The organism is Faecalispora sporosphaeroides DSM 1294 (assembly GCA_000383295.1).
GTDB lineage: Bacteria > Bacillota > Clostridia > Oscillospirales > Acutalibacteraceae > Faecalispora > Faecalispora sporosphaeroides.
The window spans coordinates 185716-208751 of record KB911070.1; the positions used below are offsets into that span (position 1 = coordinate 185716).

A 23036-nucleotide genomic window follows, 5' to 3' on the forward strand; every position below is an offset into this window, starting at 1 on the left:
GGAGTCGGGCCCTTCATGGCGAAATTCCCAGTACCCGGTGCACTTCTTTCTGCACCTCGAAAATTCTCTTCTCCGTAAACTCGGGGTAGTCTCGAAACCACTTTATATTCAGCGGGGACGGGTGCGGCAGTACATAGGCGGGCTTTCCGTTGATTTGTCTGTTCTCAAACGCCAAAGAGGTCATTTTCTCTCGCGGGAAGAAAAATGCTGCCGCAACTCCGCCGATGATGATATAGATCTCGTTGTCGACGAGCTCCATCTCCCGCAGCAGCCACCGCTCCGAGCAAATTCCGGGCGGGCGGCGGTCTCCCCCGCCCGGAGCCTTGCCGGGATAGCAATGCGCCATCGAAACAATGTAAAAATGATCCGGATTATAAAAATCCTCGTCCGATATGCGGTACCATTCCCCGCGCAGCCTTCTTCCGCTGGCGTCGTTAAACGGCCTGCCCGTTTCGTGCACCGTTTTGGACGGAGCCTGGCTGATCTGCATGATTTTGGCGTTGCAGCTCCCCTGCACGATGGGATGCGGCTCAAACCCGAATATCTCCCGACACGAGCGGCACCGCAGGATTTGATCCTGCAAACGAACCAGCTCGCTTTTCCTGTCTTTTTGCTCCATCTTTTTTCTCCTGAACTCATGAATTTTCTTCGGGCGTTGGGCCTGCTCCGGCATCGACAATGCGAAGGCGATCCTGCAAAGTGGAAATTTCGGGCCGCCCTCCCGGGGATCGATTCCTCCCTGCAATATATTGCTAAACATAGCACTATCAACCGATTCGGTCAATGGGCGGGATGAAATTATTTTCGCGCTCGCAATGCTGTGGCTTTCCCGGCGCCATTCGCAATCAACCCGCTTTGCCGCCGTTCATTTGAATGGCTATAGGGAAGCGGCAGAGTCCTCCGATCCCGAAGCACCCGTTTTCCTGTCGGTTCAACGGGAACGCTTTTTCTTAAACCGCGTACAGAATATATTCGGTGGGAAAAACCGGCGACCCATAATAGCGCAGATAAAAGCGGTAGGAGGGATCGGCTTCGTCAATCATGCGGGCCAGCTTCCAGAGGTCTTTGTGGTTATGGTACACGCTCAGCGCAAGCTTCGGGTGATTTTTCTTTATTGTTTCCAAGCAGCCTGAAAGGGCTTTCTCTTCCGCACCCTCGATGTCCATTTTGATGAAGGTTACGTCTTCCTCGATATCGTCGTCTATTTTTACAATAGGGACGGCAATCGCTCCGCTTTCAGAAAGCTGGTTGACGGAAGACAGCTTGTCGGAAGAAAGGTACATCGTACCGTCTCTGTCACTCGCGCCCTTTTCTCTGATCTCCACATTGTCAATATGGAACAGCTCGATGTTCTTTTTGATATATTCTATATTTGCGGGAGCGATTTCGTAGCAATACAGCTTTTGATGGCAGTTGTTTCCAAACGTTTTTACATAGCTGACAAGAGTATCTCCGATAAATCCCCCAACATCCACAAACACCTCGTCCTTGCCGCATTTTACAATATCGAGATCAAAATACTGGGAAAAGGTCTTGTCACATATCTGATCGACTCTTGCGGGGTCCGACATAAGCCAGTAATAAAGGATGTTGACCAGTATTCTTTTTGAGCGATTGTCCTGCAGAACCCGGTAGAGCCATTCAAAATCCGCCTTATGCTCCACAAAGGCATGGGCCCGGTTTTCCGCAAGCTCATAATCTTCGCGCTCCGGGTAATAAGTACCCCAAAGTTTATGCTCATTGATAAAGCGGATCGTATTATCGTACAGCCGGTTGTTTGTCGTGCTGAAATACCTCAAATTCTGCTTGATCGCCTCCGTCATTTCCAAAACATCTTTTCCTTCCAAAAACTCCATCAGACTTTTCAATTCCATATCGATTTGGTTCGGCATGGCCGGCGAGCAAGTCTGATCGATCCCGTTAAAGTCATTCCCCGCTGAAGATTCCGATTGAGTGGACATTCTCTATCATTCTCCTTAAAATGGTGTATTCTTGTTATCATATGTATTCTCAGGCCAAATGGTGTAGCCCTCTGCTTTGCTGTTCACACCGCGCACAGCCTGGCGAATTTCAGCCGGGGTTTTGCCGAAAATCATACCGCCCGAAAGGAAATCCATAAAAACCGGTTGTTGACCACCGGCCCTTCGCGTCATTGTTCTCGCCAAAGCCGTAAAAAAACAGCCGCCCGATCGGGCGGCTGAGATTGACGCAGTCGTTTTCTATATGGAAGGTATCCCGCGTTCAGACGCGTCAGAATTTCATAGCCGGTTTCGGTGATGAGCACGGCGCCTGAGTGGCGCGCGCCGCCCCAGCTTTTATCCATCAATCCCGGCTCCGCCGTCCGTTCATACGGGGCGACTGCTTTGCGTCGGCGACGACTTTCTAAACGGTCTTGCAGTTTTCGAGCAACCGGCCGGGCAGGTTACTGCGTCTGCGGCGTTACCGCGCCGCCCGCCGAAACGGCGCCGGAGGGCGGCGCCTCATAGGCGATCGCTCCGCGGGTCATGACCAACCGCAGACGAAGCTCTTCGTCCAGAACGGTAAAGTCCGCGCGTTTCCCCTCCCGGATCGAGCCGATCTCGCCGTCCCTTCCGATTGCGGCGGCGGGGTTGATCGTGGCCGACCGCACCGCCTGCCGCAGCGGAACGCCGAACCGCACCAAATTTCTGATTTCGTCCAGCAGATTTGTCGTGGAGCCCGCAAGCGTCCCATCCGCCAGGCGGGCCGCTCCGTTTTTGAGAAAAACCGTTTGCCCTCCCAGCTCCGATTCCCCGTCCGGCAGGCCCGCCGCCCGCATGGAATCGCTGACGACGACGCTCCGCTCCTCCCCCAGCAGACGGAAGGCCGTGCGCAGCACCGCCGGATGGACATGCAGCCCGTCGCAGATCAGCTCCGCGCGGACATCCGGAGCATCGAACACAGCCCCGACCATCCCCGGCTGCCGGTGGTGAAGACCCGTCATCGCGTTGAACAGATGCGTCGCATGGGTGATCCCCCACCGAAAGCTCTGCATCGCCGTGTCGTAGTCCGCTTCGGAATGGGCGGCGGATACCGTGCAGAACTCGGAGGCCCGGGTGATGAATTCCCTGGCGTTTTCGCATTCCGGGGCAACGTCCACCAGGCGAATGGCACCGCCGCAGCCATGATAAAGCCGCAGAAATTCCGCAAAATCCGGCGAGCGAAGCGCGTCGCCCCGCTGCGCGCCCTTCTTTCCTTCCGAAAGATACGGCCCCTCCATGTGCGCGCCTAAAACAGCCGCCCCCTGCGGCGGATGCTCCATGCAGTCCCGAACGGCAAAAAGCGCGGCGGCAATCTGCTCATAGCTGCCTGTCATGGTGGTCGGGCAGAAGGAGGTCACTCCCTTTTGCACCAGATGCGCGGCCATGCGCGCGATGGAATCCCGCGTACCGTCAAAAGTATCCGCCCCCGCGCAGCCGTGGATGTGAATGTCCACAAGACCCGGCAGAATCAGGCACCCGCTCAGGTCGATGCTGTGCTCCGCTCCGGTCAGCTCGGGGCCAATCCGCGCGATTTTCTCCCCGGCTGTCTCCACATCGGCCCGTATGACCTCAAAGCGGTCGTTAAAGAGCTTCGCATTTTTTAAAATCACATTCGTTCCCTCCTGCGCAAAACAATTCATTCCAGCTCCAGCACAACAACGGTGTCGCATTCGTCCGGCAGAGGGCCGCCGGGAAGATTCAGAAACGCGTCCGAGTCATTGTCCGGCTGGTTCCACGGCCTGGCGACGCCCACCTCCGACCCGTCGCACAGAAGGCGCGCCGAGCGGATCCTGCCCGCCATACCCGGCAGGATTACCGGGCCGATACCCCTGTCGTAAAGATGCGCATACAGCCGGCCCCGGCCCTCGGTAAACCTGCCCCACTCCGGCTTTTCGCACTCCGCCGCATGGCACCCGGTAATGCTCTCGCCGTTTTTGTGCATCCACGCTCCGACCCTGCGGAGAATCTCTGCGGCGGGCGCAGGGATCACGCCCCGCGCATTTGGGCCTACGTTCACAATCAGGTTCCCGTTTTTGCTGACGCATTCCACGAGCGCGCGAATGATTTCCTTCGGCTGCTTGTAACTTTGATCCGCCGCGCAGTATCCCCAGTGATCGTTCAGGGTGACGCACGCCTCCCACGGAATCGGGATGCCGTTTTCATCCGTCATCCCCTTCGGGGGCAGGTACTGCTCCGGCGAAACGAAGTCGCCGTACTGCAGGGTGGGGTGAATCGAGCCGGTGTGCCCGCCCATGCGGTCGTTGAGCACAATGTCAGGCTGGAGCGAGCGAATCATCCGGATCAATTCCGTCGCGCCCCACTTCTCGCCCGTCATGTCGTTGACGGAATCCTGATAGGAGAAATCGAACCACAGCAAATCGATCTTCCCATAATTCGTCAGCAGCTCGCGCACCTGCCCGTGAAAATACCGCAGATAATTTGAAAAATCCTGCGGGATGCCGCGGTACGCTTCCTCGTCCCGCATCGGGTGCTGCTTGTCGCCGTAGGCGGGGTAATCCGGATGATGCCAGTCGAGCAGGGAGTAATACAGCCCCACCCGCAGGCCCTCCGCGCGGAACGCCTCCACATATTCGCGGATGAAATCGCGCCCGGCGGGGGTATTTGTGGATTTAAAATCGGTCAGTTTGGAATCGAACAGGCAGAACCCGTCGTGGTGCTTCGCGGTCATCACCGCGTACCGCATCCCGCATTCTCTTGCAAGCCTTGCCCATTCCCGCGGGCGGCATTCTCCGGGGTTGAACTGCTCGAAATACCGGCGGTACTCCCCGGCGGTGATCCGCTCGCTGCTCTGCACCCACTCGCCGCGCGCGGGGATTGCGTACAGCCCAAAATGGAGAAACAGGCCAAAGCGGTCGTTTAAAAACCCCGCCAGCCGGTCCGGCGCCGTCACAGCGCTTTCCCCTTCGGCCCGCTCCACAGCCCGGCCGAAAGACTCAGCGCTTCCTCATCCGCCACGACGGTGACGTCCGGATGGAACTGCAGAATCGACGCCGGCACCCGCGGCGTGACCGGACCAAACAGCGCCTCCTTCAGAACGGCAGCCTTGTGCCTGCCGCTGACCACCAGCAGAATTCTTTTCGCCTGCATAATCGCTCCAATCCCCATTGTGAACGCCGTGCGCGGCACCTCGTCAATGCTGCGGAACTGGTGGGCGTTCGCCGCGATTGTCCTCTCGCTCAGGCGCACCTTGTGCGTTCGCCGGTCAAACGACTCGTTCGGCTCGTTAAAGCCGATGTGCCCCGTCAGCCCAAGGCCGAGAAGCTGCAGATCAATTCCGCCCAGCGCGCGGATCAGCTCGTCGTAGCGGCGGCATTCCTCCTGCGCGTCCGCGGCCATTCCGTTGGGAATATGTACGTTTTCCGGCAGAATATTGATGTGGCTGAACAGATTTTTTCTCATGTACTCCCGGTAGCTGTTCGGGTCCTCGGCGGAAAGGCCGCAGTATTCATCCAGATTGACGCTGCGGATTCCGGAAAAATCGAGTTCCCCCGTTTGGTACCGGCGAAGAAGCTCCCGGTAGATGCCGAGCGGCGTGGCGCCCGTCGCAAGCCCCAGCACGCTCTGCGGGAACAGAGTTACCTGCGCCGCCAGAATGTTTCCCGCCTTTCGGCTCATCTCCTCGTAATCGGATGTTTGCAGAATTTTCAAGGCTACTGTCCCTCCGTTTGCAACTGTTTTTGTTACGGCTCCTGCTCCCCCGTCAGCGCCGCGCCGATGATTCCAGCGTCGTTGCCAAGCTTAGCGAGACAGAGTCGTGTTTTATTCCCCACATTCATCGGATTTGCTTCTTTTTCCACATATTCCGTCAGGGGGCGCAGTAGGGCTTCTCCCTCGCCGCTGACTCCACCGCCGATGCACAGGATATCCGGCTGAAAAATATTGATGCAGTTGACAAGCCCGCACCCCAAATGCGCGATATACCGGTCCACAACCGCTTTTCCCAGGGAATCCCCCGCGCGCATTGCGGCAAAGGCCATCCGGCTGGTTACCTTCTCCGGATTCCCATCCGCAAGCTGCCACAATAGGGAATCCCGGCTGCCCGCGCGCATCATCTCCTTTGTGGTGTGGATCAGCCCGGTTGCGGACGCATAGGCTTCCCAGCAGCCGCACCGGCCGCAGGGGCAAGGGCGGCCGCCGAACGCGATGACCGTATGCCCGAACTCCCCGCCGGCCGAGTTGCTTGCCGCATAGATTTTGCCGCCGATGAGAATGCCGCTGCCGATTCCCGTTCCCAGCGTGATAGCGATGGCGTTTTTCGCCCCTTTGAGCACGCCGGCACGGTATTCCCCATACGCCGCCGCGTTCGCGTCGTTCTCAACGCGGACGGGCTTGCCCGTCTGCCGCTCCATCAGCTCCCGCAGATTCACGTCCTTAAAATTCAGATTGCTCGAAAACCGCACGATTCCGGTATCTCGCTCTACCGTGCCGGGCGTCCCCACGCCGATCCCGCAGATATCCCGCTCCGAAACGCCCGCCTTTTTCATCGCTTCGCCGGCGGCCTCGGCCATTTGCCGGCAAATCCCTTCCGGGCCGGGCAAAACCTGCGTTTTCCGGCTGGCCTTCGCAATCAGCCGGGCGTCGCCGTCCACAACGCCCGCCGCGATGTTTGTGCCCCCAAGATCGATTCCAAGATAATACATCGCATCCACCTTTTCCACGGGGCAAACGGCGCTTTTCTCCCGGAAAACGCTTTTTCGGTCGCCGCCATTGGCCCCCGCTGTTTATTTATTTAGGGGCGTCGCGCCCCGCTCCCGGCCCCGCCGGGGATAACGCCTATAAAATCTCGTCGAGCAGCCGGTAGGCGGCAAGCGTGCCCGCGCCTACCAGAGTGCCGTCCGAATCGAAATCAGAGGCTTTTAAATCGAAGGAACTCAGCACGTAATCGCTGATCTCCCTTTTGTAGTTTTTCAGAATCAGGTCCCTCAGCATGCCGTACTCTTCAGTGAGCCTTCCGCACAGGATGATGACATCCGGAGCGTATGTGTTTGCCAAAATGCTGATGGCAATGGAAACGTATTCCAGAACGCGGTTCATCAGATTGATCACCCAGGGCTCCCCGTTCGCGTTCGCCTCGAGCAGGCCCTGCATCGTGATGTCTTCGCGCACCGTTCGGGCCTCCCGCAGGATCGCCCAATCGGCAATGTAGGTTTGAAGGCACCCTCTGCGCCCGCATTCGCACATATTTCCCCCGGGGCTGACGCAGATATGCCCGATCTCACCGGCCATGTTCAGCTTGCCGCGGTACAGCTCGTGGCGGAACACGGCCGCCGAACCGACGCCGGAACCGATGCTCAACACAATGCTGCGCTCATAATCCCTTCCGGCCCCGAACAGATCCTCCGCCACCGCGCGGGCTTTGACCTCGTTTTCAATAAAAATATTACGGATTCCGGTCTGCTTTTGCAGCGCCGGAAGAATCTCTACGTTTTTCCATTTCAGCTGCGACGAAAAACGGATCACACCGTCCTCAATCAGCCCCGGGCACGCGATGCCCACAAAAGGCTCCACGGGCAGATCTGCGTTTTCAGCAAGAATGCGGCCGACCAGGGTGCCGATGAGGGCAATCGCATCCCCCGGCGGGCAGGCGCTCAAATCCTTTTGGTGCTGAATCTGCCGCAGAACCCGGCCGTGGAGGTTAATGATGCCGACATTGACGCCGTCTCGGTGCATTTCGACCCCGACGCACAGGAACGCACTGGAAGAAATCCGAAGCCGCTTGGCCCTGCGGCCCGGCCCCGCCTCCGGTTCCCCGCCGTTTTCTTCCGCCACAATCCCGAGCTTTTCCAGCTCCTCTATGATCCGCCCGACCGACATCTGGCTCATGCGGCTCTGCGCCGCAATCTGCTGCCGCGAAACGGAGCCGCCGCGCAGAATAATGGAAAAAACCAGCCGTTGGTTCAGCCGCTTCATGATGAATTTATCCAGCTTGCCGTTCGTGTTTGCCATCGATTCGCCTTTCTCCGCATCGAAAACCAGGCCGTTCGTCCCCCAAAGCAGGCACAGGATTCCGCTTTCAATTAGTAACATCATGTGATTCAAAACAAGCAATCAGCAAATTAAATTCCTTTATTAGAAATTTATTTCCGTTTTTTCGATAGAAACATTATGATTTACTTGCAATTTACTATACTTATGTTAATAATTTCGTTATAGCAGATATGGGCGGTAAAGTCAACCAAAAAGTGGAAACGGCGCCGTACCACTCGTAAAAAGACGGAAAGGATGGATATTCCATGCCAAAACTGATCGTAGAAGCCTGCTGCGGCTCCGCAGACGACGTAATTGAGGCGCAGAAAGCGGGCGCGAACCGCGTGGAGCTCAACTCCAACCTCTCTTTGGGCGGGCTGACCCCCTCCCTCGGCACGCTGAAGGCTGCGAAGGAGAATACGGAGCTTCCCATCATGGCGATGGTTCGCCCGCGGGAGTCCGGGTTTCTCTACACCGCCGCCGAATTCCGCGCCGCGCTGCTGGACGCGGAGGCGCTGCTCGCAAACGGCGCGGACGGGATCGTGTTCGGCTTTCTGAACGCGGACGGCACAATCGACGCGGGCCGCTGTCGGGAGATGCTGCGCCTTGCGGGCGAAAAACAAACCGTATTTCACCGCGCCATCGACGTTGTGCCCGACTGGCGGGCGGCGGTCGATCTGCTCTGCGAGCTCGGAGTAACCCGAATTCTGACCAGCGGACAGCGCGCCTCCGTCTTCGACGGAGCGGCCACGGTGGCCGAGATGCTCCGCTACGCGCGCGGCAGAATCGAAATTCTGCCCGGGGGCGGGATTCGCACGCACAACGTACGGGAGATCGTCGCAAGAACCGGCTGCACGCAAATCCATATTTCTCCCCATCGGGTTTTCCTTGATCCCTCCGCTTCGGGGAACCCGGAAATCCACTTCGGCCTGCCCGGCTCGCAGGAGGATCGCTGCCAAATTCTTGACGCGGAGGAATTTAGAAAGATGCGCAGCCTTGCCTGCGCGGACTAACCGAATCGGAAGGAAAAGGGGAAAAACGTATGCTGAATCAAGCGGAGCAAGACTGCATCGGGCAGGCGTTCCACCGCGCCGTGGAACGGATGGGAAAGAGAGCGGACGCCTTTTTGGGGCCGACGGAGCACCTGAGCGGAGACGAACTCTTCTGCATGAAGTTTCTGATCGCGTCTCTGCCTGCCAGCGACATGGCGAGCTACGACGGCGCACTGCTGCTGAAATTCGTGCGGCATGCACTGTTCCTGCGGGAAAACACCCCGTGGGGAAGGCAGATTCCGGACGATCTGTTTTTAAATTACATATTGTCTTATCGCGTCAATAACGAGGCGATTGAATGCTGTCGGGAGGAGTTTTACCGCGCGCTGCGGGAGAGAATCGCCGGGAAATCTATGGCCGAGGCCGCGCTGGAAATCAACTGCTGGTGCTTTGAACAGGCGACCTACCGCCCGACGGACGACCGCACGGCCTCGCCGCTGACCGTAGCGCGCAGATGCTTTGGCCGCTGTGGGGAGGAATCGACCCTGGCCGTCACCGCCTTTCGCAGCGCCGGAATTCCCGCGCGGCAATGCTATGTGCCGCGGTGGTCGCACTGCGACGACAACCACGCCTGGGTGGAAATCTGGGTGGACGGGCGCTGGCACTACCTTGGCGCGTGCGAGCCGGAGCCCGTGCTGGACAAGGGCTGGTTCACCTACGCGGCCGGCAGGGCGATGCTGGTTCACTCCCGGGTGTTTTCTCCCCTGCTTTCCAGCGGGGAAATCACCGGGCGCAGCGGCTGCGTGACGGAGATCAATCACCTTGCCTCCTATGCGGAAACAGCGCCCTTGACCGTTACGGTACTCGACGAAAACGGTCAGCCCGCCGCGGGCGCACAGGTGCAGTTTCAGGTGCCGAACGGCGCGGAGCTTTTCCCGATCGCGTCCCTTTCCGCCGACGACAGCGGCCGGGTGCTTTTCACAACCGGGATGGGCTGCCTGATGGTGTTCGCGAGCCGCGGCGGCCTGTTTGGCGCGCAGCGGGCGGATTTGCGCTCCTGCGGCAGCGTGACGGTCACGCTGCGGCCCGCCGAAGATTTGCCGAGAGAATGGGAAGCCGATTTCTTCCCTCCGAAGGGGATGATCCGCCCCGAGCCCGCACTTTCGGAAGAAGCAAGCAGGATTCATCAGGCAAAGCTGAAGCGGGCCACAGCCGCGCGGGAAAGCAGATGCGCGGGCTATTTCATTTGCGAAGAGGCGGAAAAAACAGCGCGGAGGTATCCCCTGTTTCAGAATGAAATCCTCAAATTTCTGCAAAAGGCGCGGGGCAACCGGCAGGAGGTGGAACGCTTTCTGCTCGGCGGAGAGCCGTTGGAACGGAAAGTCCGCATGCTCGAAACGCTGAGTGAAAAGGATTTGGCCGACCTGAACGCCGATGTGCTGAACGAACACCTGCGCTATGCGGAGCCGTTTGAGCGGGAAATCGACGCCGGGCTCTTTTGGCGTTATGTACTCTGCCCGCGGATCGAAAACGAACGGATCGTCCCCTACCGGGCGTTCCTCACGGACTTTTTCAGCGCCGAAGCGAAAGAGGAATTCCGCCGCAGCCCCGCGCTGATTCAAAAGGCGATCGACGAGCACATCGCCGACTGCGATTGGGATTACGGCGCGCTTTCCGCCGACCCGCGCGGCCTGCTGCAAATGGGCTTTGGCTCCGAGCGCTCCAAGCGAATCCTGTTTGTCGCCATTTGCCGCACACTCGGCATTCCCGCGCGGCTTGATCCGGTCTTTGGTCAGCCCCAGTTTCACACCGGCTCCGCTTGGGCCGATCCCCGCCGGGGCCAAGCCGAAAACAGCGGTACTGCCGTGCTGCTGCTGAGCAGCGCGGGCGGCGAGCCGCTGCGCTACGGCGAGCACTTCACCGTGGCAAGGCGGTGCGGCGGCGTCTACCAAACGCTCCAATGCGGCGCGAACTGGAACGGCAAAACACTGCGGGTGGAGCTCCCGCCCGGGGAATACCGCATTCTGACCGCGAACCGGCAGATCGACGGCTCCGTTCTGCTGCGAGCGGAAGCAGTTCGGCTTTCGGCAAACGAAACTGCGAAAAAAACCTTGCGCCTGCGCGAAAGCCAGATTGCCTCCCGCCTGCGGCACATGCCGGTCGGGGAGTATCTGCTCACGGCCCCGGACGGCGGACGCGTTCCGCTCAGCGCTCTCGTTGCACAAGCTCCTTCAACAATTCTCGCGGTGCTGCAGCCCGGCGCCGAGCCGACCGAGCACCTGCTCAACGAAATGATCGAGCTTCGCGGCTCCTATCGGGATAAAAACACAATTTTGATCGTTCCTTCCCCCGGCGCACACAACGCAACGCTTCTTCACGCCCTGGAGGCAATCCCTTCGATTCGGCTGTTTGCCTGCGACGAGCGGGGATTTGAAGAACGGCTCTGCGCCGATTTGCAGCTCGGCGACCGCAGGCTTCCGCTTGCCGCCGTACTGGAAAAGAGCATGCACGCGAGATTCGCCTTTTCCAATTATAATGTCGGCACAGCGGGACTGCTTCTTCAAATCGCGGATTGTTGACAGCCGCATACAACATATCAGAAAACCGGAAGGCAGTGTCTTCCGGTTTTTTATGCCCCATTTTGTAAAATAGTTCAAAGCGGGAAATGGGCAAAATGAAAACAACCGGTACGGCAGAACTGCAGAGAGAGAAGAATTTCAATTCCCAGCGCCTTATTCTGCGCCGGTTCTGTGCGTCTCACCCCATCGCCTGCAAAAATGATAGATCGTCGTGACGCCTGCGCCTGTCGCCCCTTTGGACTGGTATTCCCAGCGCGGCGGATCGGTCCAGGCGGTTCCGGCGATATCCAGGTGTATCCAGGGCAGACCCTCGGCAAACCGGCGGATAAAGAGCCCCGCGGTAATGGTGCCGCACCCGTCCGCACTGACGTTGCTGACATCGGAGAGCTTGCCGTCAATCATCCTTTCGTATTCGGGGAAGATCGGCAGCCGCCAGTACTGTTCGTCCGAAAGCTCCGCCGCCTGCAGGAAATCGCCGCACAGCTCCTCATCGTCGCAGAGCAGGCCGGCGGTGGTAAAGCCGAACATGCCGACGACGGCGCCGGTCAGGGTCGCGATGTCGAGTACGGCGGTGGCGTGCTCCCGGCGAATCGCGTAAGTTACAGCGTCCGCCAGAACAAGGCGGCCCTCCGCGTCGGTGTTGCCGATCTCGATTTTTTTGCCGGACATCGAGCTGATGACGTCCCCGGGCAGAAAGCTGCCGGGAGCGATGCGGTTTTCCGCCGCGGGAATCACCGCCGTGGCGTTTACCCTGGCCCCGCTTTCGGCCAGCGCGCACAAAGCGCAGAACACCGCCGCCGCACCGGCCATATCTCCCTTGATCCCGCCCATTGAGGCGGCGGGCTTCAGGCAGTAGCCGCCGGTGTCGCAGGTGATCCCCTTGCCGACCAGCGCGATGCGCCGCGAACTCTGCGGGTCGCCGTCATAGCGGGCGACGATCAGGCGCGGCGGCCGGGCGGCATCCTTCCCGACGGTCAGAAAAGCCTCCATGCCCAACTCCGCCGCCTGCTTTTCATCCAGCACCGCCATGGAAAGCCCGGCCTTTTGGCCAAGGCGCACCATTTTCTCCGCCATGGTCTGCGGGTACAGCAGGTTGGAGGGCGCGTTGACCAGATCGCGCGCGCGGCACACCTGCTCTGCCAGCCGCCGGGCCTCTTCCAACTGTTTCTGTGTGCCCGCGGTCTCTTCTGCCCCCTTGATGAAAAGCACGGTTTCCCGCCGGGCCTTTTCCTCAAGATGCCAGCCGGGCAGGCGGTACAGAGCCAGCAGCGCGCTTTCAGCAACCGCACACAGGCTTCCTTCCCCCAACGCGCTCAGAATGGGAGACACATTGATTTCAATGGAGGAAGCCCCCATCTCCGCAAGCGCGCTTACCCCCTTTGCGGCGGCGCGGCGCGCGCGCTTGCGGTCCAGTTCGGCGCGCTTTCCAAGTCCCATCAGCAAAACCGGGGCTCCGCCGTCAAAGGCAATCCATTTGGTGAGGAATTCGCCCGTAAAGGGAGTGCCTTCCTCTACCTCCTCCCACACAAAGCGAAGCTCGAACTGAGCGGCTTCCCCATTTGAAACACAGATATTCATCAGAACATCCTCCTTTTCAGACAAACGGGAACGCCCCGGCAGACAGCCGGCGGCATTCCCGCGGGATCAGATATGATGACAGGCGACCACATGCCCACCCCCAAGATCCTGCGGCTCCGGAACCTGCCGGCGGCAGATGTCCGTACACAGGGGGCAGCGGGCGTGGAACAAACACCCTTCGGGCAAATGGACGGCGCTTGGAATATCGCCCTGCAGCAGCACGCGCTCCCGCTTGACGGCGGGATCCGGAACCGGGACGGCGGAAAGCAGCGCCTGGGTGTACGGGTGCCGCGGATTGCGGTACAGCTCGGCTTTGGGCGCGATTTCCGCGATGCAGCCAAGGTACATCACCGCGATACGGTCCGAGATCATTTCCACAACGCTCAGGTCGTGCGAAATAAAAAGATAGGTGAGCTGAAACTCCGCCTGAAGGCGCTGCATCAGGTTCAGCACCTGTGCCTGAATGGATACATCGAGCGACGAAACGGGCTCGTCGGCAATGATCAGCTTCGGCCGCACCGTCAGCGCGCGCGCAATGCCGATGCGCTGGCGCTGCCCGCCGGAAAACTCGTGCGGGTAGCGGCGCGCGTGCTTCGCGCTCAGGCCGACGATCTCCAGCAGCTCGCGGGCCTGCCGCAGCCGCTCGTCCGCAGAAAGGCCGGTGTGTACCAGCAAAGGCTCGGCGACCAAATCCTCCACCCGCATTCTCGGGTTTAGGGAGCCGTTCGGGTCCTGAAAGATCATCTGCATATCCGCCCGCAGCGGGCGCATCTGATTTTCATTCATCGCGGAAATCTGTTTGCCGTCGAACCAGATTTCGCCGCTGTCCGGCGTGAGAAGGTGGTTGACCAGACGCGCCGTGGTGGATTTTCCGCACCCGGATTCTCCCACGATGGAAAAGGTCTCGCCCTGCACCATATCGAACGAAATGCGGTTGACCGCATGCACCACGCTCTTTTTCCCGAGCAGCTTCTTCCCCGCGGAGAAGGTTTTGGTCACATTTTTCACCTGCACCAAAGGGCTCATTGCACAGTCGCCTCCTTGTCTTGTACCAGCACGCAGCGGCATTTCCGCCCTCCGCCCAGCTCCGCAAGCGGCGGCTCCTCCTCGCGGCAGCGATCCTGCGCGTAGCGGCACCGCGGCGCGAATTTGCACCCGGGCGGCATCATCGAAAGATCGGGCACGCTGCCGGGGATGGACGGAAGGCTCGTCACCCCCGAACCGAGCTTCGGCACAGAGGCGATCAGCCCTTTGGTGTACGGGTGCATCGGCTCATAAAACAGCATCTGCACCGGTGCTTCCTCCACAATCCGGCCGGCGTACATCACAATTACCCGGGAGCACATTTCCGCCACGACGCCGAGGTCGTGCGTAATCAGCAGAATCCCGGTGTGAATTTCCCGCTGGATTTTCCGCATCAAATCGAGAATCTGCGCCTGAATGGTGACATCCAGCGCGGTCGTCGGCTCATCCGCAATCAGCAGATGCGGGTCGCACGACATCGCCATCGCGATCATCACCCGCTGGCTCATGCCGCCCGAAAGCTGGTGCGGGTAACTGCGGCCCACGCGCGCTGGGTCGGGAATGCCGACCTGCGCCAGCATTTTCAGAGCGTGCTCCTCCGCCTCGCGCCTGGTTTTGTCCGTATGCAGGAGGATCGCCTCCACCAGCTGGGCGCTGACGCGCATTGCCGGATTCAGGGACGACATGGCCTCCTGAAAAATCATCGAGACGTTTTCTCCCCGGATTTTCCGCATTTCTTCTTCGGAGCACTCCAGAAGATTCTTGCCCTCCAGGTAAACCTCGCCGCCCGTGATTTTGCCGGGCGTATCTTTCAGAAGGCTCATAATAGAAAGCGCCGTCACGGATTTTCCGCACCCGGATTCCCCCACCAGCCCCAGGATTTCTCCTTTATGGATTTGAAACGAGACGTCGTTCACGGCCACCACCGAGCCCTTTTTCCCCTGTGAAAACTCCGTGCGCAGGCGGCGCACGTCGAGGAGCAGTTCCTCTGGCATTTTGACACCCTCCCTTTCGATCGAATTCCGTTTGAGAATTCTGTTGTATGAAAATGAAAGACCAAAACACAGGCCGAACCCTACTTGATTTTTGGGTCGAGCGTGTCCCGCAGGCCGTCGCCCAAAAGGTTAAAGGCCAGCACGGTAAGGAAAATCAAAAGCCCCGGGAAGTACACAAGGTGGGACGCGACGCCGATATAGTTGCGCCCGGAAGAGAGCATGGCGCCCCAGTCCGGCTCGGTTACATTGGCGCCGAAGCCGAGAAAACTCAGCGAAGCCGCCGCCAAAATAGCGGTGCCGACGCGCATGGTAAAGTTGACGATCATGGACTGCATCGTTCCCGGAAAGATGTACCTGCTCAGAATCCGCCCGTTTTTGCACCCGATGGACCGCGCGACCTCCACGTAAAGCGATTCCTTTACGGACAAAGTCGCGCTGCGCATGATGCGCGCGAACGAGGGCACCGTGAAAACAGCCACCGCGATCACAACGTTGATGATGCCGGGGCCGATCATCGCGACAATGGCGATGGCGAGCAGAATATCCGGAAAAGCGAACAGCACATCGGAACCGCGCATCACGAGCGTTTCGAGTATGCCGCCGTAGTAGCCGGCCAGAACGCCCAGAACGGTGCCGATCGCCGCGCCGATGATCACCGAGCTGAGCGAAACGCCGAGCGTCAGGCGGCTGCCGGCCATCAGGCGGCTCAGCACGTCGCGGCCGTACTCGTCGGTGCCGAGCACATGCGCCGGGCTTGGGCCGCTGAGCAGGTTGTCGTAATCGGGCGCGGCCGGGTCATACGGCGCCAACTGTGGGCCGACGGCTGTGATGATCAGCAAAATCAGCAGAAACACGGCGGCCGCAACCGCGGTTCTTCGCTGCATAAATTTTTTAAAAAATGCCTTTGGTTTGCTCTGCGCCTGAACAACGGGGCCTTTCGCCTCTTCCTCCGGCGCACGCACCGTCTCTTTCCATTCCGGCATATGTAAACTCCACTCCTCTCACTGATAGCGTATTTTGGGGTTCAACACTCCGTAAAGGAGATCGACGATCAAATTGATGACGATGTATTCCAAAGAGAAAAACAGCAGCTCCGCCTGAATCACCTTGTAATCGCGGAACGCAATGGAATCCACCAGCAGCCGACCCATTCCCGGAATGGAAAAGACAGTCTCTACCAGCACGGAGCCCGCCAGCAGGCCGCCGATCTGCAGGCCCGCCACCGTCACCACCTGCACGAGCGAGTTGCGGAACGCGTGCCGCAGCACCACCAGCCATTCCCGCTGCCCCTTCGCGCGGGCCGTCCGCACATAATCCTCCCGCATGGTTTCGAGCATGGAGGAGCGGGAAAAGCGCGCCAGCACCGCCATGATGCTGCACCCGAGCGTCAGCGACGGCAGAATATAGCTCTGCCAGCTGTCCAGCCCGCCGGTGGGCACAAGCCCCAGATTTACCGAAAAAACCTGAATCAGCACAAGCCCAAGCCAGAACCCCGGGATCGAAATGCCTGATATGGCGAGGAACATTCCCACGTAATCGGCGATTTTCCCCCTCCTCACGGCGGACAGAACGCCGATAACAATCCCGAGCAGCACCGACCATATCATCGCGCTGAACATCAGCTGGATGGTCGGTTTGAGCCGCCCCAGCAGCATTTCCGACACCGGCAGGCCCGTTTTGTAAGAGGTGCCGAGATCCCCATGGAACAAATCCTCCATGTAATTTATGTACTGATTGGGCAGCGGGTCGTTCAGGCCAAGCTCCTGCCGAATCTGCACCAGCTCCTGCTCGGTGGCTTCCTTTCCCGCCATCTGCCGCGCGGGGTCGCCGGGAATCATGTGCAGAAACAAAAAAATCAGAATCGAAACGACAAACATCATGGGGATGGTGCCCAGTACCCGCTTTACAAAATAACGGCCCAAAATTTCAGCCTCCTTTGCCGCGAGGAAACAATTTCCCTGTGCCAAAACAGTTTCCACGTGAAGTTCAGAATCCGGATAAAAAGCCGGGATAAAACCGGTTATCATAGCAGGATCCGGCAGCAGCCTGGCTGTTGCCGGATCCGCCTGCACTATTTTCATTCCGCTCCGTTCGGGTGCGGCGGCCCGCCTTTTTCTGCGGGCCGCGCAAGACAAAGCGTCAGGACAGCTTTACCTTCGTCAGGTCAAGCTTGCCGTCCGGGCCAAGGTAGACGCCGCCGACATACGTCTTTTCACCGGCGATCACCTGGTCGCTGCCGAGGAACAGCCACGGGGAATCCTCCCAAACCAGCTTCTGCGCTTTTGCGTAGAGCTCGGTCAGCTTGGCGGTATCGGTTGAGACAAGCGCTTCGTCCAAAGCCTTGTCAAACTCTGGGTTGTTGTAGTACGCGGTATTGGCGGAGGTGGGCGGAATCATGGGGTAAGAAAGAATATTGCGCACTGCTCCGTCCGCGTCGAAGGAGGAAGGAGACCAGTTGACATACCACATGTTGATCTTCGCCTTGTCGGGCTCCACATAGATCATTCCGCTCAACGTGTTGGGCTCCATGGGCACAACCTCAACCTTGATGCCGATCTGCGCCAGCTGCTGCTGAATGAACTGCATGCCCTTCATCTCGTTGGTGGTGTTGTCGCCCCAAAGGGTGAGCTCAAAGCCGTTTTCAAAGCCGGCTTCCTTCATCAGGGACTTCGCCTTTTCCAGATTGAAATCGTAAGGGGTCTGCTCGCTGTAATACTGCACGGTGGGCGGGTAGCAGGAATGCACCTCACTCGCGTAGCCGTTAAAGATCGTTTTGATATAAGCCTTTTTATCGATTGCGTAGTTCATGGCCTGGCGCACCCGCTTGTCTTTGAGCTGGGGCAGGTTGGTGTTCAGGGTCACATACCGCATGATGGCGGAAGGAGCGGTAACTACCTTGATGTCCTTTGTTCCGTCAACGGTGGGGGCCTGTGTGGCCGGCATGGGATAAATGTAGTCGGCTTCGCCGGTCTGCAGCATCGCCACACGCGCGCCGTCCTCCGGCACCGCCTTAAAGGTGATACTGTTGACGGAGGGCTTACCGTTCCAGTAATCGGCAAAGGGAACAACCGTTACGTGGTCGCCTTCCACTCTCTCTTGAAACTGGTAAGCGCCCGTACCGTCCGGATTCTTTGCCAGAGCGGCGGCACCCTGCTCAAGCGCTTTCGGGCTTACAATGGAAAACAGAGCCAGCTTATTGATAAAGGTGACGTTGGGGGTTTTTAATTTGATGACAACGGTGGAATCGTCCGGCGTTTTTACCGACTCCCATTTGGAAACGGTGCGGTATTGGCGCAGCTTTTCGTCCTTCATGCAGCGGTCGTAATTCGCTTTGAAGGCGGCCGCGTTGAATTCGCTCCCGTCGTGGAATTTGACTCCCTTGCGCAGGGTAAAGGTGTAGGTAAGGTTATCGGGATCGACTTTCCAGCTTTCCGCCAGCATGGGAACGATCTTTTGATTTTCATCAAAGGTCACGAGCTGCTCATACATGGTGCCGAGCACCGACATGGACAGCGTGTCGGAAACCTGATGCGGGTCCAGCGACTGGATATCGAGATTAAAGCCGACCACAAGGTCCTGATCCGGCGCCGCGGTTTTTGTCTGCCCGGATGCCGCGCTTCCCTTCGGCGCGGCAGAGGATGCGGGAGCGTTGCCTCCGCAGGCCGCCAGCGACAGGGACATCGCCGCAGCAAGAAACAACGCGATGATTTTCTTTTTCATACGACAAGAATTCCTCCCTTTTCTTTATGTTGAAACCCGAAAACATAATCAGAGCAAGGTCGGCAGCGGCAAATCCGCTTTGGCGGCAGGTTTGTTCTGCCGCCGAACCTACGTCTGAAATTTAGAATATAGTATAGCATTCGGTTTGTGGGTTGTCAATAAAATTTAATCGATTTTTCAGCGGATATTCCCGGCTTCCCTATTTTTTTGTTGAATTCATCCATCAACCATGCTATGATAAATCAAATAAACAAGCCTCTGCAAGCAGGCTGCAGAGGTGAAAAATACCCGGCGAAATCACAAGGAGGTACAATGCAAAATTGTGGTGCTGATGAGTGGATCCGCGAATCGAACCGGCGGGCGCTGCTGGAAAGAATTCGGCAGGAAAGCCCGGTCTCCCGGGTGCAGCTTGCACAGGAACTGCACCTGAGCAAATCGACGGTAACAGACAACATTACCCCTCTGCTCCGCGAGGGCATTGTGCAGGAGGTTGGGGTGGGCCTTTCGCAGTCATTGGGGGGCAGACCACCGGTACTGCTCAAGCTCAACGGAGCGTACAGCTACATTGTCGCCATTGAGCTTGGCTTTCGCGCGCCGCTTTTTGCGCTGGCGGATCTGGAGGGGCGTATTCTGCACAGGCTGACGCTCTCCGTTTCAGAGCACGCCTCTTACGCCGACCGCCTGAAGGCGGTGTGCGGAAAAATCGACGAGCTTTTGCAGCGCGGCGGAATCGGCCGGGATCGGCTTGCGGTGATCGCGCTGGCCTCGCCGGGCGCCTACAGCAGGCACGAGGGGGGGTATCTTCTGAACCCCGAATTTGAGGATTGGGATTTTTCGCACCTGCGGGAGGATTTGGCCGGGTGCTTTGAGACCGAGGTCATGATGATCAACGACGTAAAGGCCGCAACCCTGGGGGAGCTGCACCAGGGAGCCGCGAAGGGATTCCGCAACATTATTTATCTCAGCTGCGGGGTCGGCGTGGGCGCAGGAATCGTTCTGAACGGCCGGCTGTATTCGGGAACCTCCGGCAGTGCGGGGGAAATCGCCCGGGTGCCGATTCCGGGGATCAGCAATCCTCTGCGAACCCGAGTGGAAATGAACGCCCTCTTGCAGAAAATACGCACCCAGGCGCCCGAGGAGACCCGGCGCGCGCTCCGCAAACCTGCCGAACGGCTGAATTTTGAGGATGTCGTGCGGCTTTGGAGAGCCGGGGACCCGTTCACCCGCGGCTGCATCCGCGACATTGCGGTCGCGCTGGGCAAAATGGCGGCCGCGCTGGTCTCCGTGCTGAACAGCGAACGGGTCGTATTCGGCGGGGAATATCTGGTTTTTCAGACGCAGATTCTGGACATTCTGCGCGGAATCCTGTTGCAGGAAGCTTTCGATCCCGTCCCCGTCGTCGGCTCCTCTCTGGGAAAGGACGCCGCCCTGCAGGGGCTGCTTTCGCTTTCGTGCGAGGCGATTCTGGATCGCCTCGCGGCCAGCACGTAGGGAATTTTCCGCGACCGGAACGCCGCGTTGTCTGGATACTGAACGAACCCGAAATGAGATCACATCAAAGCACACGGGAACCGCGGCGACGCCGGCGGTTTGCTGCTGTTTATCGTCAACCAGTATTTTAAAAGGCTCACCACGCGAACCGAAGCTTGAAAACCGTCCGCTTTTCAAACGAATGGATGATATCGCTGCTTATTTCTCTATGAAAAACAGGATCTCCCGGCAAAATGAAGTGCACCCCAATTGTTAAACAGTATGATATACTGAATAACGATTGGGGTGTTTTTTATAAAGACACAAGCACTGTAATTGCAGAGGCGTTTACGAGTGCTGGCATGGCCCGATTAACGCAAAAAATCTGTTGTGGGCCACCAAACCTGTTTTGCCGCAGCCGGCGTCCGCTGAAGCCAGCGGACATTTTCGGAAGCAGCGCCAATCCTCTTTTCAATCTTTTTCCTGCGTATCAGGCAAAAGTTTCTCTGTTTAACCCTTTGGGTACTCGTTGCAGAGCAAACGGTAGGGCGGCTCGTCTTCCTCAATGATGGGGAAGCGGCCAACAGGCTTAAGAAAGCGGTTGTCGGTATTGTCGTCGTTACATTGGCTCACCTCGCCCAACAGAACCGGCCCCGTACCTTCCTCCACGGAAAAGTCGTGGTATAAATAGGGCGGTATGGTAATGCTCTCGCCCGGTGTGAGGCGCACCTGCGTCCCCGCGGGAACAACAAGCTCCCGGCCGTCCATATGCACGCGCACCTCCCCGGTCTCGTCCAGCCCCTCGCCGGGGGTGGAGTTGTAGACGCGAATCAGCACATTGCCGCCGCCGCGGTTGATAATATCCTCCATCTTGCTCCAGTGGAAGTGCATGGGAGAATATTGCCCCTCCCGCAGATAGAGCAGCTTTTCGGCGTAGGTTTTGGCATATTTATCCTTTTGGGCAACGTTGCCGTTGCGGAGGGTGATCAGCGAAAAGCCGACCCGATCAAAGTCGCCGAGGCCATAATCGGTGATATCCCAGCCCAGCAAGTTGTCTCGGATTTCGTCGTAATCGCGGCCCTTTGTCCTCCAGTCCTCCGGCGTAAAGTGACAGAACGGCGGCAGGGCAAAGCGGTATTCCCTTACAAACGCCTCCATTTCCATCAGCACCTTGTTTATTTCGCTGCGTTTCATCGTCATCCCTCTTTTCGGCCAAGGAACTCCCTGACCATGTTGATTGTGGGCATTGCCGGTATTCCCCCGCGCTTTTGAACGCACAGCGTGGCGACCGCGTTGGCAAATTCGGTAAAATCCCGCAGCTGCGCTTCGCCAAGCTCGTTGGGGCGAAGCCCGCTTATGGCCAGCCGATAGAGGAACCCGCCCCAGAAAGCATCCCCGGCTCCCGTGGTGTCGACCACCGGAACATCGGGAACGGAAACGAGCGCCGACGCGCCCCGCACTGCGGTATAGGCGCCGTTTCTGCCAAGCGTGACCACCGCGCAGGAGATACCCCTTTGAAAGAGGCGCCCGGCGGCAGCCTCCGGGGAGGATTCGCCTGTGATCAGCCCGACCTCCTCGTCGCTGATTTTGACTATGTCTGCAAACGGGAGGACACTCTGCATGATCTTGGTGGCCTCTTCCTCGCTTTTCCAGAGCGGCGCACGGTAATTCGGGTCGTAAGAGACGATCGCTCCGGCTTTTTTAGCGGCTTTCACCGCTTCGATTGTGGCGGAACGCGAAGGCTCGTCGGTCAGCGAGAGGGAACCGAAGTGGAAAATTCTGCACCCCTCCACCAGCTCGCGCTTCACCTCGCGCGCGCAAAGACAGGTATCCGCACCGGGCCTTCGCGCAAACGAGAATTTGCGCTCGCCCGTTTCAGACAGCTCGACAAACGCGAGCGTGGTGAACACATCCTCCGCGCTGATCAGCCCGCCGGTATCCACACCCTTTTCTTCCAGCACCCTGCGCAGATAATCCCCGTGCATATCCTTGCCCACCTTGCCGATGAACGCGGTGCTTAAACCCAAATTCGAGGCGGCACAAAGCACGTTTGCGGGCGCTCCGCCGGGGTTCTGCTCAAACAGGCGCATCCCGTTTTCGCTTCTGCCGTGGTATGTAAAATCAATCAGCAGCTCACCCAATGCGACTATATCGAACATCCCATCACTCCCAAAAAAATTTGTAGTCGAGCAACCTCAAAATTGACGGCAGTCTCTTTTGAAGTCCGCAGCAGTTTCACACGGAAGCCAACACGCACGGCCCTGCGTGCCCCGGGCAAAACCCGCCGCTTGAAAATGAATGTTCATTTTTCGGTTGTTTGACGAGGCTCTCGGTCTTTGCTCCACATTTGCGTGGCATGGGAACATTTTGTCGCTGGTTTGCCCTGACTTTGTCACGATTTCCATGAATCCTGCAGTTAGAAACACCAATCCTGAAACCAGTTTTCACAGTACGAAACAACCATTTGGGCGATGAATCTTCCGCCGAGCTCTCTGAATCCGAATCGCCAATGAAAATTCCTGTCTTATTTTAGCACAAAAGGAGTGTTGATTTCAATTCTGTACCCGCTGCTTTCTGCGGCGGCTTCGCTGCCGCGTTCCGGGCAGCGTCATTTCATGTCAGCCGCAATTTCATGGGAATGCCCGGTTCGGCAGGAATCCCCGCATTTGCAAAATCGGACGGCAAAGGAAT

The 23036-nt window shown here is 58.4% G+C and carries 19 protein-coding genes; 3 read left to right on the forward strand and 16 right to left on the reverse strand.

What is annotated here, in order from left to right; all coding sequences use genetic code 11:
• Positions 1-13: 13 nt before the first annotated feature.
• From G340_RS0110545 to G340_RS0110580, 8 genes are all read right to left on the reverse strand, one after another.
• Positions 14-619, reverse strand: a complete 606-nt coding sequence (locus G340_RS0110545) for a uracil-DNA glycosylase family protein (RefSeq protein ID WP_020073622.1) — start codon at positions 617-619, stop codon at positions 14-16.
• A 331-nt stretch (positions 620-950) separates the two neighbouring features.
• Positions 951-1961 (reverse strand): FkbM family methyltransferase, encoded by a 1011-nt coding sequence (locus G340_RS0110550; RefSeq protein ID WP_020073623.1) that lies wholly within the window; start codon positions 1959-1961, stop codon positions 951-953.
• Positions 1962-2149: 188 nt separating this feature from the next.
• Positions 2150-2323 (reverse strand): hypothetical protein, encoded by a 174-nt coding sequence (locus G340_RS17940; RefSeq protein WP_154653174.1) that lies wholly within the window; start codon positions 2321-2323, stop codon positions 2150-2152.
• Positions 2324-2422: 99 nt separating this feature from the next.
• Positions 2423-3610 carry an N-acetylglucosamine-6-phosphate deacetylase gene (gene nagA, locus G340_RS0110560; protein WP_033402267.1) on the reverse strand — a complete coding sequence of 396 codons (1188 nt, stop codon included), beginning with the start codon at positions 3608-3610 and terminating at the stop codon, positions 2423-2425.
• Positions 3611-3636: 26 nt separating this feature from the next.
• Positions 3637-4911 carry an alpha-L-fucosidase gene (locus G340_RS0110565; protein WP_020073626.1) on the reverse strand — a complete coding sequence of 425 codons (1275 nt, stop codon included), beginning with the start codon at positions 4909-4911 and terminating at the stop codon, positions 3637-3639.
• Positions 4908-5669 (reverse strand): glucosamine-6-phosphate deaminase, encoded by a 762-nt coding sequence (nagB, locus tag G340_RS0110570; protein WP_020073627.1) that lies wholly within the window; start codon positions 5667-5669, stop codon positions 4908-4910. Before nagB ends, G340_RS0110565 begins: the two co-directional genes overlap by 4 nt.
• 32 nt (positions 5670-5701) lie before the next feature.
• Entirely contained in the window at positions 5702-6661 is a 960-nt protein-coding gene (locus tag G340_RS0110575; RefSeq protein ID WP_027103965.1) for an ROK family protein, read from the reverse strand.
• 133 nt (positions 6662-6794) lie between these two features.
• The gene (locus tag G340_RS0110580; protein WP_326522379.1) at positions 6795-8051 is read right to left on the reverse strand and encodes an ROK family transcriptional regulator; all 1257 of its coding nucleotides are present in this window, start codon (positions 8049-8051) and stop codon (positions 6795-6797) included.
• Positions 8052-8254: 203 nt separating this feature from the next.
• On the opposite strand from G340_RS0110580, the gene G340_RS0110585 reads away from it, so the two are divergent.
• Together G340_RS0110585 and G340_RS0110590 are read left to right on the forward strand one after the other, a co-directional pair.
• Complete coding sequence (locus G340_RS0110585; RefSeq protein ID WP_020073630.1) at positions 8255-9001, forward strand: copper homeostasis protein CutC; 747 nt, start codon at positions 8255-8257, stop codon at positions 8999-9001.
• Positions 9002-9030: 29 nt separating this feature from the next.
• Complete coding sequence (locus G340_RS0110590; protein WP_020073631.1) at positions 9031-11559, forward strand: transglutaminase domain-containing protein; 2529 nt, start codon at positions 9031-9033, stop codon at positions 11557-11559.
• Positions 11560-11712: 153 nt separating this feature from the next.
• Here G340_RS0110590 and G340_RS0110595 read toward each other — a convergent pair whose 3' ends face one another.
• The 6 genes from G340_RS0110595 to G340_RS0110620 all read right to left on the reverse strand — a co-directional run bounded on the left by G340_RS0110595 (position 11713) and on the right by G340_RS0110620 (position 18875).
• On the reverse strand, positions 11713-13137 hold the full coding sequence (locus tag G340_RS0110595) for a leucyl aminopeptidase family protein (protein WP_020073632.1): 1425 nt from the start codon (positions 13135-13137) through the stop codon (positions 11713-11715).
• Positions 13138-13203: 66 nt separating this feature from the next.
• The gene (locus tag G340_RS0110600; RefSeq protein WP_020073633.1) at positions 13204-14163 is read right to left on the reverse strand and encodes an ABC transporter ATP-binding protein; all 960 of its coding nucleotides are present in this window, start codon (positions 14161-14163) and stop codon (positions 13204-13206) included.
• Entirely contained in the window at positions 14160-15155 is a 996-nt protein-coding gene (locus G340_RS0110605) for an ABC transporter ATP-binding protein (RefSeq protein WP_020073634.1), read from the reverse strand. The genes G340_RS0110600 and G340_RS0110605 overlap by 4 nt, the downstream gene beginning before the upstream one ends.
• Before the next feature lie 80 nt (positions 15156-15235).
• On the reverse strand, positions 15236-16138 hold the full coding sequence (locus G340_RS0110610) for an ABC transporter permease (RefSeq protein ID WP_020073635.1): 903 nt from the start codon (positions 16136-16138) through the stop codon (positions 15236-15238).
• 18 nt (positions 16139-16156) lie between these two features.
• The gene (locus G340_RS0110615) at positions 16157-17077 is read right to left on the reverse strand and encodes an ABC transporter permease (protein WP_027103967.1); all 921 of its coding nucleotides are present in this window, start codon (positions 17075-17077) and stop codon (positions 16157-16159) included.
• 217 nt (positions 17078-17294) lie between these two features.
• Positions 17295-18875 carry a glutathione ABC transporter substrate-binding protein gene (locus tag G340_RS0110620; protein ID WP_020073637.1) on the reverse strand — a complete coding sequence of 527 codons (1581 nt, stop codon included), beginning with the start codon at positions 18873-18875 and terminating at the stop codon, positions 17295-17297.
• 312 nt (positions 18876-19187) lie between these two features.
• On the opposite strand from G340_RS0110620, the gene G340_RS0110625 reads away from it, so the two are divergent.
• Positions 19188-20366, forward strand: coding sequence for an ROK family transcriptional regulator (locus G340_RS0110625; RefSeq protein ID WP_020073638.1), 1179 nt, complete (start codon positions 19188-19190; stop codon positions 20364-20366).
• 489 nt (positions 20367-20855) lie between these two features.
• On the opposite strand, the gene G340_RS0110630 is transcribed toward G340_RS0110625, so the two are convergent.
• Together G340_RS0110630 and G340_RS0110635 are read right to left on the reverse strand one after the other, a co-directional pair.
• Positions 20856-21539, reverse strand: a complete 684-nt coding sequence (locus G340_RS0110630) for a D-lyxose/D-mannose family sugar isomerase (RefSeq protein WP_020073639.1) — start codon at positions 21537-21539, stop codon at positions 20856-20858.
• Between the two features lie 2 nt (positions 21540-21541).
• Positions 21542-22504: a carbohydrate kinase family protein gene (locus G340_RS0110635; RefSeq protein ID WP_020073640.1), complete on the reverse strand. Its 963-nt coding sequence runs from the start codon at positions 22502-22504 to the stop codon at positions 21542-21544.
• Between the last annotated feature and the right edge of the window lie 532 nt (positions 22505-23036).

What these genes read in the sequence shown, in the direction of transcription:
- G340_RS0110590 (WP_020073631.1), top strand. Translation starts at nt 9,031, where the DNA reads ATGCTGAATCAAGCGGAGCAAGACTGCATCGGGCAGGCGTTCCACCGC.
- G340_RS0110550 (WP_020073623.1), bottom strand. Translation starts at nt 1,961, where the DNA reads ATGTCCACTCAATCGGAATCTTCAGCGGGGAATGACTTTAACGGGATC.
- G340_RS0110575 (WP_027103965.1), bottom strand. Translation starts at nt 6,661, where the DNA reads ATGTATTATCTTGGAATCGATCTTGGGGGCACAAACATCGCGGCGGGC.
- G340_RS0110620 (WP_020073637.1), bottom strand. Translation starts at nt 18,875, where the DNA reads ATGAAAAAGAAAATCATCGCGTTGTTTCTTGCTGCGGCGATGTCCCTG.
- G340_RS0110635 (WP_020073640.1), bottom strand. Translation starts at nt 22,504, where the DNA reads ATGTTCGATATAGTCGCATTGGGTGAGCTGCTGATTGATTTTACATAC.
- G340_RS0110625 (WP_020073638.1), top strand. Translation starts at nt 19,188, where the DNA reads ATGCAAAATTGTGGTGCTGATGAGTGGATCCGCGAATCGAACCGGCGG.
- G340_RS17940 (WP_154653174.1), bottom strand. Translation starts at nt 2,323, where the DNA reads ATGGATAAAAGCTGGGGCGGCGCGCGCCACTCAGGCGCCGTGCTCATC.
- G340_RS0110595 (WP_020073632.1), bottom strand. Translation starts at nt 13,137, where the DNA reads ATGAATATCTGTGTTTCAAATGGGGAAGCCGCTCAGTTCGAGCTTCGC.
- G340_RS0110585 (WP_020073630.1), top strand. Translation starts at nt 8,255, where the DNA reads ATGCCAAAACTGATCGTAGAAGCCTGCTGCGGCTCCGCAGACGACGTA.
- G340_RS0110630 (WP_020073639.1), bottom strand. Translation starts at nt 21,539, where the DNA reads ATGAAACGCAGCGAAATAAACAAGGTGCTGATGGAAATGGAGGCGTTT.
- G340_RS0110545 (WP_020073622.1), bottom strand. Translation starts at nt 619, where the DNA reads ATGGAGCAAAAAGACAGGAAAAGCGAGCTGGTTCGTTTGCAGGATCAA.
- G340_RS0110600 (WP_020073633.1), bottom strand. Translation starts at nt 14,163, where the DNA reads ATGAGCCCTTTGGTGCAGGTGAAAAATGTGACCAAAACCTTCTCCGCG.
- G340_RS0110605 (WP_020073634.1), bottom strand. Translation starts at nt 15,155, where the DNA reads ATGCCAGAGGAACTGCTCCTCGACGTGCGCCGCCTGCGCACGGAGTTT.
- G340_RS0110610 (WP_020073635.1), bottom strand. Translation starts at nt 16,138, where the DNA reads ATGCCGGAATGGAAAGAGACGGTGCGTGCGCCGGAGGAAGAGGCGAAA.
- G340_RS0110580 (WP_326522379.1), bottom strand. Translation starts at nt 8,051, where the DNA reads ATGATGTTACTAATTGAAAGCGGAATCCTGTGCCTGCTTTGGGGGACG.